Origin of the sequence: Rhodococcus erythropolis NBRC 15567 (assembly GCF_001552595.1) — a bacterium.
GTDB lineage: Bacteria > Actinomycetota > Actinomycetes > Mycobacteriales > Mycobacteriaceae > Rhodococcus_F > Rhodococcus_F erythropolis.
On the sequence record NZ_BCRM01000005.1, the window covers coordinates 407,561 to 424,934 of the forward strand.

The following is a 17,374-nucleotide window of genomic DNA, read 5'->3' on the forward strand; positions in this document are numbered from 1 at the left end:
ATCCGATAACCGAACGCGCGCCGGACACTTTCGTGCCCGGCGCGTCGCCGCAAAACAGACCTGCCGTGTTGTAAATCGTGAAAATGGGTGACCTACATCGAAGCGATCAAACGCTCGACACGCTCGTCGACGGAACGGAACGGATCCTTGCACAGCACCGTTCTCTGCGCCTGGTCGTTGAGCTTGAGGTGAACCCAGTCGACCGTGAAGTCCCTGCCTGCGGCCTGGGCTGCAGTGATGAAGTCGCCTCGCAATTTGGCACGCGTGGTCTGCGGCGGATTCTCGACGGCATCGTCGATCGTCTCGTCCTCGGTGACCCGCTTGACCAAGCCCTTGCGCTGCAGCACGTCGAAGACACCCCGGCCGCGTTTGATGTCGTGGTACGCCAAGTCGAGCTGCGCGATCTTGGGATCGGACAGGTCGAAACCGTGACGGTCCTGATAACGCTGGAACAGCTTGCGCTTGATGACCCAGTCGATCTCCGTGTCGACCTTCGCAAAATCCTGAGCTTCGACGGCATCGAGGGTGCGACCCCACAGGTCGACTACCTGCTCGACCTGCGGGTCCGGTTCGCGGTTACGCAGGTGTTCGACTGCCTTGGCGTGGTATTCGCGTTGAATATCGAGGGCACTGGCCTGACGACCACCAGCTAGACGGACAGGCTTTTTACCCGTCACGTCGTGGCTGACCTCGCGGATGGCACGAATCGGGTTGTCCAAAGCGAAATCGCGGAACGAAACCCCGGCTTCGATCATCTCGAGCACGAGTGCTGCAGAACCGACCTTGAGCATCGTCGTTGTTTCGGCCATGTTCGAATCGCCGACGATCACGTGCAGTCGGCGGTACTTCTCGGCGTCGGCATGCGGTTCGTCGCGGGTGTTGATGATCGGGCGCGAGCGAGTGGTCGCCGACGAGACACCTTCCCAGATGTGTTCCGCGCGCTGCGAGAGGCAGAACGTCGCGGCCTTGGGTGTCTGCAGCACCTTGCCGGCGCCGCAGATCAACTGGCGCGTGACGAGGAACGGCAACAAGACATCCGAAATGCGGGAGAACTCACCGGCGCGCGCGACGAGAAAGTTCTCGTGGCATCCGTACGAGTTTCCGGCCGAGTCGGTGTTGTTCTTGAAGAGGTAGATGTCGCCACCGATCCCCTCCTCGGCGAGTCTCGCCTCGGCGTCGATCAGCAGTTCTTCGAGCACTCGCTCACCGGCACGGTCGTGATTGACCAACTGGATGAGGCTGTCGCACTCGGCGGTCGCGTACTCCGGGTGCGAACCCACATCCAGGTACAAGCGGGCTCCGTTACGGAGGAAGACATTGGAGCTGCGACCCCACGACACGACACGACGGAAGAGGTAACGAGCAACCTCGTCGGGGCTCAGTCGCCTGTGCCCGTGAAAGGTGCAGGTAACGCCGAATTCCGTCTCGATACCCATGATTCGTCTCTGCACACTTCGACACTACAACCAGAATGCGAGGTTCACCCGTGTACTTCGATCGCGTCGTAAGTCACGACTCGACAACGTCGGGCGGCGGCATAGTGTGACGGTGTGAGCCTTATTCGCCGAAAAGTTGTCCGAAGCGACGTCAAAGTCATGGAAAGCACTGGAGCACTGCGCCCTTCCGTGCTCGACCCGACCATGCGGTTTCTCTCCAGAGCTGCCGATCACGGCGTTTTGTGGATGGTTGTCGCAGCCTTGCTCGCGATGATCGGTGGCCGCCCCAGGAGGGCAGCGGCACGTGGGATGCTCGCGCTGGCAGGTTCGAGCGCGCTGGCCAACGGCATACTCAAGCCCCTCTTCCCCCGCCGGCGCCCACCGGCGCGTGTCTGGCTGAGCCCGAAGCGAGGCGTCGACATTCCGACGTCGTCCTCGTTCCCCTCCGGGCATTCGTCTTCGGCCGCGGCATTCACCGCGGCAGTGGCCATGGAGTCCCCGGCGGCGGGCGCCGCACTCGCACCACTGGCCGCAGCAGTGGCGTACTCACGCGTTCACAACGGAGTGCACTGGCCGTCCGACGTCTTCGCAGGCCTCGCGGTCGGCGGCGCAATCGCTGCCGGCACGCGTCGTTGGTGGGCGGTGCGAGACGAAGAACCCGCCGAACTCGGACCCGAGTGTGTGGTTCCCGCGCTCGCGCGCGGAGAAGGCTTGTTGGTCTTCACCAATCCTGGTTCAGGCTCCGAGGACGACGGGATCGTGGAATCGATTCGAGAATTGCTACCGGAGGCCATCGTCTACGAGTTCGACGCGGACATCGACTTCGACATGCAGATCGATGCCAAGATCCCCGAACTCTCGCCGAAAGCGTTAGGAGTATGCGGCGGCGACGGAACAGTGGTCACGGTCGCGACCGCGGCGACAAAGCACGAGCTACCACTTGCGGTCTTTCCCGGCGGAACGTTGAACCATTTCGCCCGCGACGTCGGGGCGGTGAATGTCGAGGAGACCGCACAGGCAGTCGAGTCCGGTCAGGCGGCATTTGTCGACCACGCGGTGGTGCGCACGGATTCCGGAGTGACTGCACGGTTTCTCAACACAGCCAGCCTGGGAGGATACCCGGACGCTGTGCGTCTGAGGGAAAAGTGGGAACCGCGTTTCGGTAAGTGGCCGGCCGCTGGTGCTGCAATGATCCGGGTTCTCGCAGCGGCAGAGCCGATGACTGTCACCATCGACGGGAAGCGGACCACCATCTGGATGCTGTTCGTCGGAAACGGGCGATACTCCCCCGCTGATCAGGTGCCGATGTCGCGTCCGGAGATGAACCGTGGACTGCTGGACGTCCGCTACTTGCGCGCGGACAAGAAGTTCTCGCGTTCACGCCTGCTGTTTGCTGCTGCCACAGGAACATTGGGCAGCTCGCGGGTCTACGTTCGCGAACTCGTGTCCTCGATGTCGGTTCGAGTGGCCGATTCACCGGTCGCCATCGCCACCGACGGTGAAGTGGTGGCAGACGCGCGCCGGTTCGATTTCGACACCGAACCGGGCGCGGTGGCCGTCTACAGAATCACTCAGTAACTCCAGACCTGCAGTAACTCCCAGACCGACGCAGCAACTACGAGGGTGCGTCGCCGTTTGCCGGCGGCGCGTCCTCAGTTGCTGCCGGAGTTGGAAGCATCTCTTCCAATGCCGAACCAGCGATTCTTTTGAACGCACGGCGTGGACGGTTGCTGTCGAGAACGGCAACCTCGAGTGCACTCACATCGAGTGTTCGCGGTTCCGCCTCAGTAGTTCCGGCCGGCGCCGGACCGCCCTTTTGAAGCGCCCCAACCGCGAGCCGCACCGCGGATTCGAGGTCGAGGTCTCGCTGGTAGGACTCGCGCATCGCCGTCACGATCGGTTCGGTTGTACCGCCCATGACCACGAATTCCTGCTCGTCCGCGATGGAACCGTCGTACGTGATCCGGTAGAGCTGAGCCGGCGTACTACTCCCGAAACGGCCGATCTCGGCAACGCAGATCTCGACCTCGTACGGCTTGGGCTGCTCGGTGAAGATCGTTCCCAAGGTCTGTGCGTACGCATTGGCGAGGGAACGCCCCGTGACGTCCCGACGGTCGTACGAGTACCCACGCATGTCGGCGTGGACGATGCCCGCGCGGCGCAGATTCTCGAACTCGTTGTACTTGCCCACTGCCGCAAATCCGAGACGGTCGTACAGTTCACTGACCTTGTGCAGCGCCCTCGACGGGTTCTCGGCGACAAAGAGCACTCCGTCGCGGTAGGTGAGAACGACGACGCTGCGTCCGCGGGCAATTCCCTTGCGCGCCAATTCCGAACGATCGCGCATGATCTGTTCGGCTGATGCGTAGTACGGCATCGTCATAGCGCAGACTCCCCTTCCGGACTCGCTGTCGCAGTACGAGCCGCGACGATCTCCCGTGCGATCTCGGCAGCCTTGGCCGTCGACAACTCCACGGCACCGGCCGAGGTGATGGTGACCGCTGTCGGATAGATCCCGCGTGTCAGATCAGGACCACCGGTAGCCGAATCGTCATCTGCCGCGTCGTACAGCGCCTCGACTGCGAACCGAAGCGCGGTGTCCTCGTCGATTCCCGGGGAATACAGCTTCTTGAGCGCCGATTTCGCGAACAGGGAACCGGATCCGACTGCGTGATAGCCCGCGCGCTCCTCGTATCGCCCACCGACGACGTCGTAGGAGACGATGCGACCTGCCCTCGACGGATCGACCGCGTCCAGGTCGTAACCCACGAGCAATGGCACGACCGCCAAACCTTGCATCGCTGCTCCGAGATTTCCTCGAACCATCGACGAAAGTCGATTGGCCTTGCCGTCGAACGTGAGTGGGACGCCTTCGATCTTCTCGTAATGTTCGAGCTCGACCGCGAAGAGCCGGACCAGTTCGATTGCGATCCCGGCCGTACCGGCGATACCCGCAGCCGAGTAGTCGTCCGTGACGTACACCTTCTGCACGTCACGGCTGGCGATGAGGTTGCCCATCGTCGCTCGGCGATCACCCGCGAGCAGAACTCCACCCGCATAGCTGATCGCGACGATGGTGGTGCCGTGCGGAGCTACGTCTCCCCCGCCCATGACAACACCTCCTGTGTCGGCGAAGCGGTTCTGCGGAAGATGCTCCGGTGCATGCACCCGAAGGTATTCCGAGAATGACGACAGATTCGAGCCGAAGCTCAACCGTGTGTCCCCGTCGGTGATCCGGGGCGCGCGATCCACCGTCACTGGCCGCCCTTCTGGACATAGGCACGGACGAAGTCCTCGGCGTTCTCTTCCAACACGTCGTCGATCTCGTCGAGCAGGTCGTCGGTTTCTGCAGCGAGCTTCTCACGACGTTCCTGGCCGGCACTGCCGTCGCCACCAGTGGTTTCGTCGTCTTCGCCGCCACCGGCACGCTGCGTCTGTTCTTGAGCCATCGCCGTCGACCTCCTTGTGTGAAGGGAGCTCTCGCGAGCATCCTGTTCGGCCCAGCAGAGTCGGTAACTGATCCCGCTCGGACCTTCACCCTACCGAGCGGCACCGTCAGGTGTGGAGAGACGCGACGGCGAGCCGCATCGGCTGTTTCAGTGAGTGAGCTGATCAACCAGTTCCGCGGCGCTGTCAACGGAGTCGAGCAACGCTCCGACGTGCGCTTTGGTACCTCGAAGCGGCTCGAGGGTGGGGATGCGGATCAACGACTCGCCGCCGAGATCGAAGATGACCGAATCCCAGCTCGCGGCCGCGATATCGGCACCGAATCGGCGTAAGCACTCGCCACGGAAGTATGCGCGAGTGTCGGTGGGAGGGTTCGTGACCGCGTCGAGAACCTGCTGTTCGGTGACAAGCCGCTCCATGGAGCCGCGAGCAACCAGACGGTTGTAGAGGCCCTTGTCGAGTCGCACGTCGGAGTACTGCAGATCCACCAGATGCAATCGCGGAGCCGACCACGCGAGTCCCTCACGATTGCGGAAACCTTCGAGCAGACGCAGTTTGGCCGGCCAGTCGAGGATGTTCGCGCACTCCATGGGATCGCGCTCGAGGAGATCGAGAACCATCGCCCACTTGGCGACGATATCGTCCGCTCGCGGATCACGATCCGCCTCGCGATCGAGGAACTTCGAGACACGTTCGAGGTAAATACGTTGCAGCGCAAGCCCCGTCAGTTCACGACCGTCGGCCAGCGCAACGGTCTTGCGAAGAGTGGGGTCGTGGCTGATGTGGTGGACGGCGGTGACCGGACGTGCCAGTTGCAGATCGGTGAGGTCGACGCCCGCCTCGATCAGGTCGAGTACCAGCGCGGTTGTTCCCACCTTGAGGTAGGTCGACATCTCCGCGAGGTTCGCGTCACCGATGATGACGTGCAGCCGGCGGTACTTGTCCGCATCCGCGTGCGGTTCGTCGCGGGTGTTGATGATTCCGCGCTTGAGCGTGGTCTCGAGGCCTACTTCGACCTCGATGTAGTCGGATCGCTGCGAAAGCTGGAATCCGGCCTCGTCGCCGGACTGACCGAGACCCACACGACCGGAACCGCAGATCACCTGCCTGGACGCGAAGAACGGCGTCAAGCCGGTCACGATCGAGGCGAACGGGGTGTCACGCGAGCAGAGATAGTTCTCGTGCGTGCCGTACGACGCACCCTTGCCGTCGACGTTGTTTTTGTACAACTGCAACCGTGGGGCACCCGGCACGCTGGAGGCATGCCGCGCAGCTGCCTCCATCACTCGTTCGCCGGCCTTGTCCCAGATCACGGCATCGAGCGGGTCGGCGACCTCGGGGGCCGAATACTCAGGATGGGCGTGGTCGACGTACAACCGTGCCCCGTTGGTGAGAATCATGTTCGCGGCGCCGATCTCGTCAGCGTCGATGACCGGTGCGGGCCCGCTCATTCGCCCCAGATCGAAGCCTCGGGCATCTCGCAGCGGAGATTCGACCTCGTAATCCCAGCGTGTGCGCTTGGCCCGTGGCACGCCCGCTGCGGCGGCGTAGGCAAGCACCGCCTGGGTTGAAGTGAGAATCGGATTCGCCGACGGCTCACTGGGTGAAGATATTCCGTATTCGACCTCGACACCGATGATCCGCTGCATGACACAAGAGCCTATGTGATTGCGGCGCGGCACCCACAGGCGTGGCACAGTTGGAGGAATGCACCAACCTCTCACCGCAGACCTGAATCCCGCGGACGAGGTAGTCGCCGTGTACGACCGGACGGGTAATCCGATCGGCCGAGCACCACGTTCCGTCGTCTACTCGGGTGGGCTCTGGCACGCGAGTGCGGGCGTCCTGGTTCGCACCGGGGACGGCTCCCGCATCTACGTCCATCGCCGAACCGATACAAAAGCGGTGTTCGGGGGCTATCACGACTGTCTTGCCGGAGGTGTCGTTGATCCAGGTGAGACGCCGCAGGAAACCGCGATCCGTGAAGTCGGTGAAGAACTCGGAATCTTCGGAACTTCAGATCAGCCACTCCAACTGACGGAGATCGCTCGAATCTCCTGGGACGGCGAGTGGAACAACTCTCCGTTGCGCTGTCACCTGTTTGCGTTCGAACTCAGATACGACGGGCCGATGGCACATCAACCCAGCGAGATCGCCGAAGGTTGGTGGTGGACGCCGAAAGAACTCGGCGCCCACCTGCAGGACCCGTCGTGGCCGTTCGTTCCGGACTCACGCGCGCTGCTGGCCGACTATTGCTGGAGTTGAACACCGCTGGAGTTGAACACCGCTGGGACTGAACACTGGTGGGACCTGTGATCAGCCGGGGGTGATCGCCGAGAGCCAAGCAGCAAACGCGCTGGGGTTGCGGGTCTGCGCGAGAACGCGTCCCGGGCCGGTGAAGTCGAAGACAAATCCTTCACCGGACTTCATCGACTGAATGGTGCGCCCCTGAACGGCGCGCCGCATGTTGAAGTTCATCCCGAGGTCGTAGGCGACCACGTGACCGGTATCGATCGTGACCGTCTCGCCTGGCTGCAAGTCGATGACGTCGATCGCGCCGTAGACGGCCAGCACTACTTCACCGTCGCCACTTGCCCGCAAACCGAATCCACCCTCACCGCCGAAGAGGTTGGACATGCCTCCCCATTTGGACTCGAGGGTCACGCCGTAGGAGTTGGCCAACCAGGTTCCACGGTTGAGGAAGAACGGGCGATCGGACGTGATGGTCAGTGGGATCAGATCGCCGGGAAGCACGCCGGTCACGTCGACCCAACCACCTTGCGGCGGAGCGGTATACGTCGTGACGAAAAACGACTCCCCACTGAGCATCGACCGCTTGAGTCCCTGCAGGACGCCGCCCTGCGCCTTCGCTTCGAGAACTACGCCGGCGGAATGCGCGAGCATTGCCCCGCTCTCCACGCGCAGCGGTTCGCCGGGCGCGAGGTAGCAGCGAGCGACAGTGGACGACGGATTGTGTCGAAGATGTATCTGCACGGCGGGACTCTAAACCAGCGCGACCGACCGGTCCAATCGCAACGGAGGGAACGGCAGCGACGCACAGATCGGGCCGACGACTCCCGTGGAGTGGCCGGCCCGATCGGTGTTCGTTTCGCTACAGGTACTGGCCCGTGTTCGACTCTGTGTCGATCGCGCGGCTGGCACTGGCGTTCTTACCGGTGACGAGAGTGCGGATGTAGACGATCCGTTCACCCTTCTTGCCCGAAATACGTGCCCAGTCATCAGGATTGGTGGTGTTGGGCAGATCCTCGTTCTCGGCGAACTCGTCGACGATGGAATCGAAGAGGTGCTGCACACGCAAGCCAGGAGCACCGGTGTCGAGTACCGACTTGATCGCGTACTTCTTGGCGCGGTCGACGATGTTCTGGATCATCGCACCCGAGTTGAAGTCCTTGAAGAACAGAACTTCCTTGTCGCCGTTGGCGTAGGTGACCTCGAGGAAACGATTCTCTTCGCTCTCCGCGTACATGCGATCGACGACGCGAACGATCATCGCCTTCAAGCATGCGGTGCGATCGCCACCGAACTCGGCAAGGTCGTCCGCATTGATCGGCAGACCGTCCACCAGGTACTTCGAGAAGATGTCCTGAGCGGATTCCGCGTCGGGGCGCTCGATCTTGATCTTCACGTCCAGTCGGCCCGGACGCAGGATGGCCGGGTCGATCATGTCCTCACGGTTGGAAGCGCCGATGACGATGACGTTCTCGAGCCCTTCCACGCCGTCGATCTCGCTGAGCAGCTGCGGAACGACTGTTGTCTCCACGTCGGAAGAGACTCCGGAACCACGGGTACGGAAGATCGAGTCCATCTCGTCGAAGAAGACGATCACCGGCGTCCCCTCGGACGCCTTCTCACGAGCACGCTGGAAGATCATCCGGATGTGACGCTCGGTTTCGCCGACGAACTTGTTCAGAAGTTCCGGGCCCTTGATGTTCAGGAAGTAGGACTTGGCGTCCTTGCTGTCCTGACCGCGAGCTTCGGCGATCTTCTTGGCCAACGAGTTGGCGACGGCCTTGGCGATGAGCGTCTTACCGCAACCAGGCGGACCGTAGAGCAGTACACCCTTCGGCGGCCTCAGCGAGTATTCGTGGAACAGGTCCTTGTGGAGGAACGGGAGTTCGACGGCATCACGGATCTGTTCGATCTGACGCCCGAGACCACCGATGTCGTCGTAGTGAACATCCGGAACTTCTTCGAGAACCAGATCTTCGACCTCGGCCTTCGGGATGCGCTCGAAGGCGTACCCGGCCTTGGTGTCGACGAGCAACGAGTCGCCCGGACGCAGTTTCCTGGTCGGGGAATCGGCGTCGTACGCGATGATGTCGGCTTCGGGGTCGGCGAAGACGGCTGCCAACGGTGCTGCGAGCCAGACGATGCGCTCTTCGTCGGCATGACCGACCACCAGTGCGCGCAAGCCGTCGTCGAGTACCTCACGGAGCGTGCTGATCTCACCGACCTGCTCGTAGGTGCCGGCCTCGACGATGGTGAGTGCCTCGTTGAGGCGCACCGTCTGTCCGAGGGCAAGGGTGTCCGTGTCGATGTTCGGTGAGCACGTCAATCGCATCTTGCGACCCGACGTGAACACGTCGACGGTCTTGTCCTCGTGTACCGAGAGAAGGACTCCGTAACCGCTCGGCGGCTGACCGAGTCTGTCGACTTCTTCACGAAGTGCGATGAGCTGCTGACGGGCCTCCTTGAGGGTGTCCATCAACTTGCTGTTTCGGATGGACAGCGAGTCCACCTTCGACTCCAGCTCACGCACCTGCTCCGGCGATTGTGCAAGTTGTCGGCGCAGTACTTGTGCTTCCACTCGTAGCGCGTGGAGTTCTTCTGCTGCCGCAACCGAATCCGGGTTCTCTGTCGAGCTCATGTGCGTCTCCTCCCAGTGCGATCCATCAACGCTACCGGCATAAGGCCCCAAGTGTCGCCAGACACGGTGCGCGAGTGCGAATTCACACGTGAGTACGGACCGTGCCGACTGGTCTCGAGCCAGGTTTTGGTCATGTTAGCCTTGCCTACAAGATGGAGACAGCGCCTGTCTCTCTTTACAACGAAAGGTAACGCTGTGATCATCCGCAAGACTCTCATCAGCGCTTGTGCCGTCGCTGCCGTCCTGACCATGGGCGCATGCAGCTCGGACGACAACAAGGATTCGACGGCTGCCAGCTCGACTTCGGTCGCCGCCTCGAGCACCACGGCCAAGGCCTCGGCTTCCGCTACGACGCCTGCTGCCGCTGCCGCAACGGCTCCGACGGCCGAGGAGCTCAACGCTTCGCTCGTCGCTCTGATCGATCCGGCCAAGCCGATCGAGGAGAAGACCGCTCTGGTGGTCGACGGAACCAAGCGTCAGGCCAACATCGAGACGATGAGTGCTGCGCTGGGCGGTAACCCGGCCTACGCGATCACGTTCAACGTGGACAACGTCAAGGTCGACGGTCAGACCGCAACCGCAGACGTCGCCGTCGTCAGCCCGCACGGCGCCGCACCCGCCACCCCGTGGACCTGGGAGCTCGAAGACGGCTCCTGGAAGCTGTCCGACACCTCGGCATGCGTGCTCCTGGAAATGGGCCGCGCTTCCTGCACCGCATAACTTCCAGCTACGACAAGAGCGGCGATCCGGAATCCGGATCGCCGCTCTTGCTCGTTTTCGTGTGACTACTTGGCTGCCGTGTTCGAGCCCTTGCCCGCGCGCCGCTGCGGCTTCGGGGTGACCGTTCCTTCGGCCAGACGACGAGCGCTCACGAGGAACGCGGTGTGGCCCTGCATCCGATGCTCGGGACGCACCGCCAATCCGACGACGTGCCAACCGCGCACGATCGATTCCCACGACCGTGGCTCGGTCCAGCATTCCTGCTCACGCATCGCTTCGACGACCTTCGAGAGCTGAGTAACGGTCGCGACGTAGACGATCAACACGCCGCCTGGCACGAGCGCCTTCGAGACGGCGGGCAGGACGTCCCATGGAGCCAGCATGTCGAGTACGACGCGATCGACCTTGCCGCCGTGCGCTTCCGGATCGAACTCCGCCAGATCGGCGATGGTCAGTTCCCAGTTCGGCGGACGTTCACCGAAAAAGGTCTCGACGTTGCGAACCGCGTGTTCGGCATGATCGTCGCGGACCTCGTAGGAGATGACCTTGCCCTCGGGTCCGACGGCACGCAGTAGTGAACACGTCAGTGCGCCGGAGCCGGCTCCGGCTTCGAGCACGCGTGCTCCTGGAAACACGTCGCCTTCGTGGACGATCTGAGCTGCGTCCTTCGGGTAGATGACCTGTGCACCGCGCGGCATGGACAGCACGTAGTCGACCAGTAGCGGGCGCAGGGCGAGGTAGGGCGTGCCGTTGACCGACTTGACGACGCTGCCCTCGTCGGCGCCGATCAAATCGTTGTGAACGATTCCGCCCTTGTGGGTGTGGTACTCGCGGTTCGCCTCGAGCACGATCGTGTAGTGGCGTCCCTTGCCGTCGGTCAGCTGGACTCGGTCGCCGACGCGAAACGGCCCCGACGGCCGCTTGCCCGGCGCAGTGAGATCAGCTTCCGGAAGCTCTTGTTCGGGAATCTCGGCGACAGCGGACTGCACAACCTCATCCACTTCGGTCGTGCCTTCTTCTGGTTGCAGTTCGTTCGCCATGCGCAGATGATCCCTGTTCGCTTGTTTCCGGTGTCCTCGCCACCGGCTCCGACGGAGTTGTCGGACCAACCGCATAGCCTGCCAGGTGTGAGCTCTGTCGAATTGCCAACCCCCACTCCAACGGGTGCAACATCACAGGAGCGCCCGCGTAGTCGGCCGGCGCTCTCTCCTTCGCGTGCGGGTGACTACAAGCAATGCCCCCTGCTCTACCGGTTCCGAGCGGTCGACAGAATTCCGGAAACACCTACCAGAGCCCAGGTCAGAGGCACCGTCGTCCACGCGGCCCTGGAAGCGCTGTTTGCACTCCCCACCGGTCACCGGGTTCCCGATCGCGCAGCCGAACTCGTCCGTCCCGCGTGGGAACGTGTCAGTGCCGAGTCTCCCGAAGCGGCTGATCTGATTCCGGAAGACGAGCTGGACGCGTTTCTCGGCGAAGTCGGCAAGCTCGTCGCGACGTACTACACGCTCGAAGATCCCACTCGATTCGATGCCGAGGCGTGCGAGGTCTACGTCGAGACCGAATTGGAGAACGGCGTTCGACTCCGCGGCTTCGTCGACCGGATAGACGTTGCACCGACCGGTGAGGTGCGGGTGGTCGACTACAAGACCGGAAAGGCACCCCGCGAGTTCACCGAGTCCAAAGCGCTCTTCCAGATGAAGTTCTACGCGCTCGTGCTACTGCGCACTCGCGGAATCGTTCCCGCGCAACTGCGCCTGATCTATCTGGCCTCCGGCTCGATTCTCACGTACGCCCCGGATCACGACGAGCTCATTCGATTCGAGCGGACCCTCTCCGCCATTTGGAAGGCGATCCTCGCGGCAGGTGCGACCGGAGACTTCAGACCCAAGCCTGGCAAACTGTGCGACTGGTGCGATCACAAGTCACTGTGCCCCTCGTTCGGCGGAACACCACCGCCGTATCCAGGTTGGCCGGACCTGCTGAGCACCGAACCCGTTGCTGCAAAGGAGAATTCATAACATGACGGACAGTTCGTACTACCGCTACCTCGGAACCACGGAGGAAGGGCACGAGCGGTTCGCGAGCACGCAGGCGACTGTCAGCATCTGGGGCCCGACACTGCAGCACGGTGCTCCCCCGTCGGCGCTGTTGGTACGAGCCCTCGAGCGGTGCGGTGCGCGCGACGAAACCCGTCTGACGCGCGTCGTCGTCGAGATTCTCGGGCCCATTCCGATTGCCGACCTCGAAGTCCGGTCGTGGATCGAACGCCCCGGTCGCCGAATCGAATTGATCGTCGCCGAGCTGTGGGCAACCACCGCCGACGGATCTGCCCGCGCGGTTGCGCGCGGTACGGCATGGCGGATGGAGACCGTCGATACCGGCGAGGTCGTCCACGTAGTCGATCCCCCGCTCGAACCCCGTGACAGCGGCACCCCGGGCGTTCTCGAGGGTCTCTGGAGCGTCGGCTATCTCAAGACCCTCGACTGGTCCTGGATTGCTCCGATCGGGTGCGTGGGAACCGGGAAGGTATGGGCGCGCCCCAAGCCCGAGCTGGTCGAGGGCGAGAAGATGTCTGCCCTCGAGCGTTTGTTCGCGGTGGCCGACATCTCCAACGGCGTCGGCGCCAAGCTCGACCCGGAGCACTGGACGTTCCTCAACACCGATCTCACGGTGCATATCTTCCGTGTGCCCGAGGGCGAGTGGGTCGGTGTCGCCGCCGAAACCACGACCGGTCCGGACGGCGTCGGCATGTGTGCGGGAGTGCTCTACGACGAGCAGGGTGCCGTCGGCCGTATCGCCCAGACTTTGCAGATTCGCGCCCGTTCCTGATTTCCAGGAACGGGCGCGAATGCGCGTAAATCTATTCAGACAGTGATCAGAAAGCGCGTACCGAGCGGATGTTCGACGCGAGGATGGCCTTGGCGCCGAGTTCCGCCAAGGCATCCATCACCTGGTTGTGTCCCTTGATCGGAACCATCGCGCGAACCGCGACCCAGTCGGGGTCAGCCAACGGCGAGAGGGTCGGCGACTCCATACCCGGAGTCATCTTGATGGCGTCGTCGAGGATGGTGCGCGGGCAGTCGTAGTCGATCATCAGATTCTGCTGCGCGAAGACAATTCCGCGTACGCGTTCGATGAGCTGGTTGCGTGCGGGATCGTCCTGCGGAGCGCCGGTGCGCTCGATCAGGACACCTTCGGAATCGCAGAGCGATTCACCGAAAGCCACGAGGTTGTGTTGGCGGAGAGTACGCCCCGACCCGACCACGTCGGCGATCGCGTCGGCGACACCGAGCTGAATCGAAATCTCCACTGCTCCGTCGAGACGGATGACGGTTGCGTCGAGTCCACGATCTGTGAGGTCCTTGCGGACAAGGTTCGGGTACGACGTCGCAATGCGCAGGCCGGACAGATCCTCAACGGCCCAGTCCTTGCCTGCCGGTGCTGCGTAGCGGAACGACGAACGGCCGAAGCCCAGTGACAGACGCTCGGATACGGGAGCGCCCGAGTCGCCGGCAAGATCACGACCAGTGATGCCGAGATCCAGCTCACCGGAGCCGACGTAGATCGCAATGTCCTTGGGACGCAAGAAGAAGAACTCGACCTGGTTGGCAGGATCGAGGACCGTCAGATCACGGGAATCGGTGCGTCGACGGTAGCCGGCCTCGCTGAGAATTTCGGCGGCGGACTCGGACAGTGAGCCTTTGTTGGGAACTGCTACGCGCAGCATGGTGGATGTCCTTTCGGAAGGTGTGGGTGACGTGAGACGACATGAATCGGAAGCCCTGGACGAGCGAGATGGCGAACATCTCGCTGGTCAGCTCCGATCACAGATGTCGGTACACGTCCTCGAGGGTCAGTCCGCGACCGACCATCAACACCTGCGTCCAGTACAGCAGCTGGGAAATTTCCTCGGCTAGCTGCTCATCGCTCTGGTATTCCGCAGCGATCCACACTTCACCGGCTTCCTCGATGACCTTTTTGCCCTGAGCATGCACACCGGCGTCGAGGGCGGCGACAGTGCCGGACCCCTCGGGGCGAGTAGCAGCACGCTCGGTCAATTCGGCGAACAAGGATTCGAAGGTCTTCACGGGTACACATTCTTTCACGAGGACGGAAGCGGTTTGCACACGCCCACGAACAGCGGTGTTCACAGGCCTGCGTCGAGGCTGCGCGAACTCACGAACCTGCGAGTCTGCCCGGTGATCGGATCCGGGTATTCCAACGCCCGCGCCAACAATCGCAACGGAGTCGAGAAGTCGCCGGGCACCGCGGGAAGGTACTCGGGGTAGTAATTGTCACCGACGATCGGGACGCCCAGCGAGTTGAGGTGCAGCCGAAGCTGATGGGTACGGCCGGTCCGTGGGAGCAACCTGTATCGACCGAGAGTCCGGCCGGCCGAGTCGGTGATCGTCTCGATCAGTTCGATCGAAGTCTCACTGTTCGGCTCGCCATCGATCTCGGTAGCCGTCATCTCGCCGTGAACTTTGTTGATGCGGCTACGCACCGTGCGAGGGAAAGTCAGTTCCGGATCGAAGCCTGCAATCGCCTCGTATTCCTTGACGATCCGCTGCTCGGCAAAAAGTTCCTGGTACGGCCGTCGTAGGTCCGGTGTCACCGTGAATACGATGACACCCGCCGTCATTCGGTCGAGGCGATGAACGGGCGCAAGATCCGGAAGATCCAGATCACGACGCAGTCGCACGACGGCGCTTTCGACGATGTGCGCTCCCCGTGGAATGGTCGCCAGGAAGTGCGGTTTGTCGATCACGAGAATGGAGTCGTCGCGGTACAAGATCTCGATCTCGTGCGGAACCGGAATCTCGGGGGCCGGCTCGCGGTAGAAGTACACGAAACGGGTCGGCTGGTAGGGCGTTCGGCTCGTGATCTTCCGCCCGTGCTCGTCGACGACGTCTCCGGCATTCACGAGGTCCGCCCACAGGTCCCGCTCCCCCGGGTGCTCGCCGATCAGATGCTCGAGGACGGTATGCGCCGACGACTCCGCCGGCATCCGCAGCCGGTCGGGTCCGAGACCGTTTCGGATCGGCAACGGAGCCTTGGGCACTACTCAGTCCTGCTCGAGGTCTGGTGAACAACTCTCGCAGAGCAATTCGAGGGTGCGGCCGTCGCCGTCGATCCGATTGCGGTACCGCGGTGTCGGAGTACCACAATCGACACACACGCCGAGTGTCTTGGCTTCGGATGAGAACTCGATGTTCATCCGCTTGTCGAACACGTACAGGGAGCCGTCCCAGAGGCCCCGGTCGCCGAAAGTCTCGCCGTAACGGACGATTCCGCCGTCCAACTGGTAGACCTCGTCGAAGCCACGTGAGCGCATCAGCGAAGACAACACCTCACAGCGCACTCCGCCAGTACAGTACGTGACTACGGCTTTGCCCTTGAGATGGTCGTATTTTCCACTGTCGAGTTCGTCGACGAAATCGCGGGTGGTGGCGACGTCCGGAACTACCGCATCCCGGAAGCGGCCGATCTCGGCTTCGAAGGCGTTGCGGCCGTCGAAGAACACAACGTCGTCACCGCGACTGTCGACGAGTTCGTGTAGTTCCTTGGGCGCCAGATGAACTCCGCCACCGACAACACCGTTCTCGTCGACTTTCAGCTCGTCGGGGGCTCCGAACGTCACGATCTCCGAGCGAGCCTTGACGCTGAGGCGAGGGAAGTCGTTTCCGAGTCCGTCCGACCACTTGATGTCAGCGGTACGGAACGGCTCGTAGCCACGCGTTCCGCGGACGTATCGCTTGACATCCTCGATGTCTCCGCCGACCGTCGCATTGATTCCGTGAGGCGAGACGATGATCCGGCCCGTCAGGTTGTTGGACTCGGCCAGGCTGTGCTGCCACAGCTTGATCGCTTCCGGGTCCGCCAATGGCGTGAACTGGTAGAACAGAACAATTTTCGGAATAGCCACAGCAAATCCAGCCTAACGTGCCGCGCTCGAGTGAACGTCGTGAAGATCGTGAATGGACAAGTCCACCAGAGACTCTCGAAACACGCGTCCTGGACCCGCCGGGACATCGACCTCACACGGAACGACGAGCACCGCGCAACCCGCGGCGCTTGCCGACGCAGTACCGGTCGGCGAGTCCTCGATCGCGAGGCACTGCGCCGGTTCGAGTCCGAGCAGATGCGCTCCGCGCAGGTACGGATCCGCCGCCGGTTTTCCGTTGGGAACCTCGTCGCCGCACACCGAGTGCTCGAAGAATTCACGGCCGAGCATGCCGAGTGCCCGATCGACCAGTACTCGCTCGGTGTTGGTGACCAGTGCAGAACGCAGACCACCGTCACGCACGGTCGCCAGTGCATCGCGAGCACCCGGCCGCCAGGTCACGCCGTCCTCGAACAGATCGCCGACGCGGGTGTACATCCAGTCCTTCGCCTCGGCGACGGCATCGGGATGCTTCTCCAAGCCGAGCGCGTCGAACACCGTCGCCAGGGCGAAGGGGCTCGACGCACCGATGACGGCGATGCGTGTCGCTTCCGTCATCGGTCCGCCCAGGCGTAGGGACAACTCACGAAGCGCGATGTCCCACAGCTTCTCCGAATCGAGCAGGGTGCCGTCCATGTCCCACAGGACACCACCGAGGGTCGATTCGGATACCTCGGTTAACAGTTCAGACATTGAAATACTTTGCTTCCGGGTGGTGCAGGACAAAAGCGTCCGTGGACTGCTCGGGATGCAGCTGCAGTTCTTCGGACAATTCGACGCCGATTCGCTCGGGTTCGAGCAACGCCACCAACTTGGCACGATCCTCGAGGTCCGGGCACGCGCCGTATCCGAACGAGTAACGAGCGCCGCGGTACTCGAGATCGAAGTAACCGGCAACCTCGGTCGGGTCCTGCTCCGCGACGGTATGCCCCTCGGGAA

The 17,374-nt window shown here is 62.7% G+C and carries 19 protein-coding genes; 5 read left to right on the forward strand and 14 right to left on the reverse strand.

Features of this window, described 5'->3' with window-relative positions:
* Positions 1–92: 92 nt before the first annotated feature.
* On the reverse strand, positions 93–1,451 hold the full coding sequence (gene pafA / locus RE4_RS11240; protein WP_007729869.1) for a Pup--protein ligase: 1,359 nt from the start codon (positions 1,449–1,451) through the stop codon (positions 93–95).
* A gap of 144 nt (positions 1,452–1,595) precedes the next feature.
* Here pafA and RE4_RS11245 point away from each other — a divergent pair, with 144 nt between their 5' ends.
* On the forward strand, positions 1,596–3,014 hold the full coding sequence (locus RE4_RS11245; RefSeq protein WP_021344323.1) for a phosphatase PAP2 family protein: 1,419 nt from the start codon (positions 1,596–1,598) through the stop codon (positions 3,012–3,014).
* A gap of 37 nt (positions 3,015–3,051) precedes the next feature.
* Here the strand turns inward: RE4_RS11245 and prcA are convergent, their stop codons facing one another.
* From prcA to dop, 4 genes are all read right to left on the reverse strand, one after another.
* Entirely contained in the window at positions 3,052–3,819 is a 768-nt protein-coding gene (gene prcA / locus RE4_RS11250) for a proteasome subunit alpha (RefSeq protein ID WP_019748514.1), read from the reverse strand.
* Positions 3,816–4,694, reverse strand: coding sequence for a proteasome subunit beta (gene prcB, locus RE4_RS11255; RefSeq protein ID WP_019748515.1), 879 nt, complete (start codon positions 4,692–4,694; stop codon positions 3,816–3,818). The genes prcA and prcB overlap by 4 nt, the downstream gene beginning before the upstream one ends.
* On the reverse strand, positions 4,691–4,885 hold the full coding sequence (locus RE4_RS11260) for a ubiquitin-like protein Pup (protein WP_003944925.1): 195 nt from the start codon (positions 4,883–4,885) through the stop codon (positions 4,691–4,693). Before RE4_RS11260 ends, prcB begins: the two co-directional genes overlap by 4 nt.
* 147 nt (positions 4,886–5,032) lie before the next feature.
* Positions 5,033–6,532, reverse strand: a complete 1,500-nt coding sequence (dop, locus tag RE4_RS11265) for a depupylase/deamidase Dop (protein ID WP_019748516.1) — start codon at positions 6,530–6,532, stop codon at positions 5,033–5,035.
* A 58-nt stretch (positions 6,533–6,590) separates the two neighbouring features.
* Here dop and RE4_RS11270 point away from each other — a divergent pair, with 58 nt between their 5' ends.
* Complete coding sequence (locus tag RE4_RS11270) at positions 6,591–7,148, forward strand: NUDIX hydrolase (protein WP_060938584.1); 558 nt, start codon at positions 6,591–6,593, stop codon at positions 7,146–7,148.
* Between the two features lie 51 nt (positions 7,149–7,199).
* On the opposite strand, the gene RE4_RS11275 is transcribed toward RE4_RS11270, so the two are convergent.
* Entirely contained in the window at positions 7,200–7,877 is a 678-nt protein-coding gene (locus RE4_RS11275; RefSeq protein WP_060938585.1) for a TIGR00266 family protein, read from the reverse strand.
* 118 nt (positions 7,878–7,995) lie between these two features.
* On the reverse strand, positions 7,996–9,771 hold the full coding sequence (gene arc, locus RE4_RS11280) for a proteasome ATPase (RefSeq protein WP_003944870.1): 1,776 nt from the start codon (positions 9,769–9,771) through the stop codon (positions 7,996–7,998).
* Positions 9,772–9,966: 195 nt separating this feature from the next.
* Here arc and RE4_RS11285 point away from each other — a divergent pair, with 195 nt between their 5' ends.
* Positions 9,967–10,491, forward strand: coding sequence for a WKL family lipoprotein (locus tag RE4_RS11285; RefSeq protein ID WP_021344326.1), 525 nt, complete (start codon positions 9,967–9,969; stop codon positions 10,489–10,491).
* Between the two features lie 65 nt (positions 10,492–10,556).
* Here the strand turns inward: RE4_RS11285 and RE4_RS11290 are convergent, their stop codons facing one another.
* Positions 10,557–11,480 (reverse strand): tRNA (adenine-N1)-methyltransferase, encoded by a 924-nt coding sequence (locus RE4_RS11290; RefSeq protein ID WP_007729892.1) that lies wholly within the window; start codon positions 11,478–11,480, stop codon positions 10,557–10,559.
* Positions 11,481–11,618: 138 nt separating this feature from the next.
* Between RE4_RS11290 and RE4_RS11295 the strand changes: the two genes are divergently transcribed.
* The gene (locus tag RE4_RS11295; RefSeq protein WP_370627683.1) at positions 11,619–12,509 is read left to right on the forward strand and encodes a RecB family exonuclease; all 891 of its coding nucleotides are present in this window, start codon (positions 11,619–11,621) and stop codon (positions 12,507–12,509) included.
* Position 12,510: 1 nt separating this feature from the next.
* Positions 12,511–13,320, forward strand: coding sequence for a thioesterase family protein (locus tag RE4_RS11300; RefSeq protein ID WP_019748522.1), 810 nt, complete (start codon positions 12,511–12,513; stop codon positions 13,318–13,320).
* A 46-nt stretch (positions 13,321–13,366) separates the two neighbouring features.
* Here the strand turns inward: RE4_RS11300 and hisG are convergent, their stop codons facing one another.
* The 6 genes from hisG to RE4_RS11330 form a co-directional block, all read right to left on the reverse strand.
* The gene (gene hisG / locus RE4_RS11305; protein ID WP_003944905.1) at positions 13,367–14,218 is read right to left on the reverse strand and encodes an ATP phosphoribosyltransferase; all 852 of its coding nucleotides are present in this window, start codon (positions 14,216–14,218) and stop codon (positions 13,367–13,369) included.
* A gap of 97 nt (positions 14,219–14,315) precedes the next feature.
* Positions 14,316–14,579, reverse strand: coding sequence for a phosphoribosyl-ATP diphosphatase (locus tag RE4_RS11310; protein WP_003944933.1), 264 nt, complete (start codon positions 14,577–14,579; stop codon positions 14,316–14,318).
* Between the two features lie 59 nt (positions 14,580–14,638).
* The gene (locus RE4_RS11315) at positions 14,639–15,499 is read right to left on the reverse strand and encodes a pseudouridine synthase (protein WP_229757176.1); all 861 of its coding nucleotides are present in this window, start codon (positions 15,497–15,499) and stop codon (positions 14,639–14,641) included.
* A 57-nt stretch (positions 15,500–15,556) separates the two neighbouring features.
* Positions 15,557–16,417 (reverse strand): oxygen-dependent tRNA uridine(34) hydroxylase TrhO, encoded by an 861-nt coding sequence (trhO, locus tag RE4_RS11320; protein ID WP_003944828.1) that lies wholly within the window; start codon positions 16,415–16,417, stop codon positions 15,557–15,559.
* A gap of 12 nt (positions 16,418–16,429) precedes the next feature.
* Positions 16,430–17,128 (reverse strand): HAD family hydrolase, encoded by a 699-nt coding sequence (locus tag RE4_RS11325; RefSeq protein ID WP_060938586.1) that lies wholly within the window; start codon positions 17,126–17,128, stop codon positions 16,430–16,432.
* Positions 17,121–17,374, reverse strand: a 254-nt coding sequence (locus RE4_RS11330; protein WP_155716979.1) for a vitamin B12 dependent-methionine synthase activation domain-containing protein, incomplete at its 5' end; no start/stop codon positions are given. The genes RE4_RS11330 and RE4_RS11325, both read right to left, overlap by 8 nt.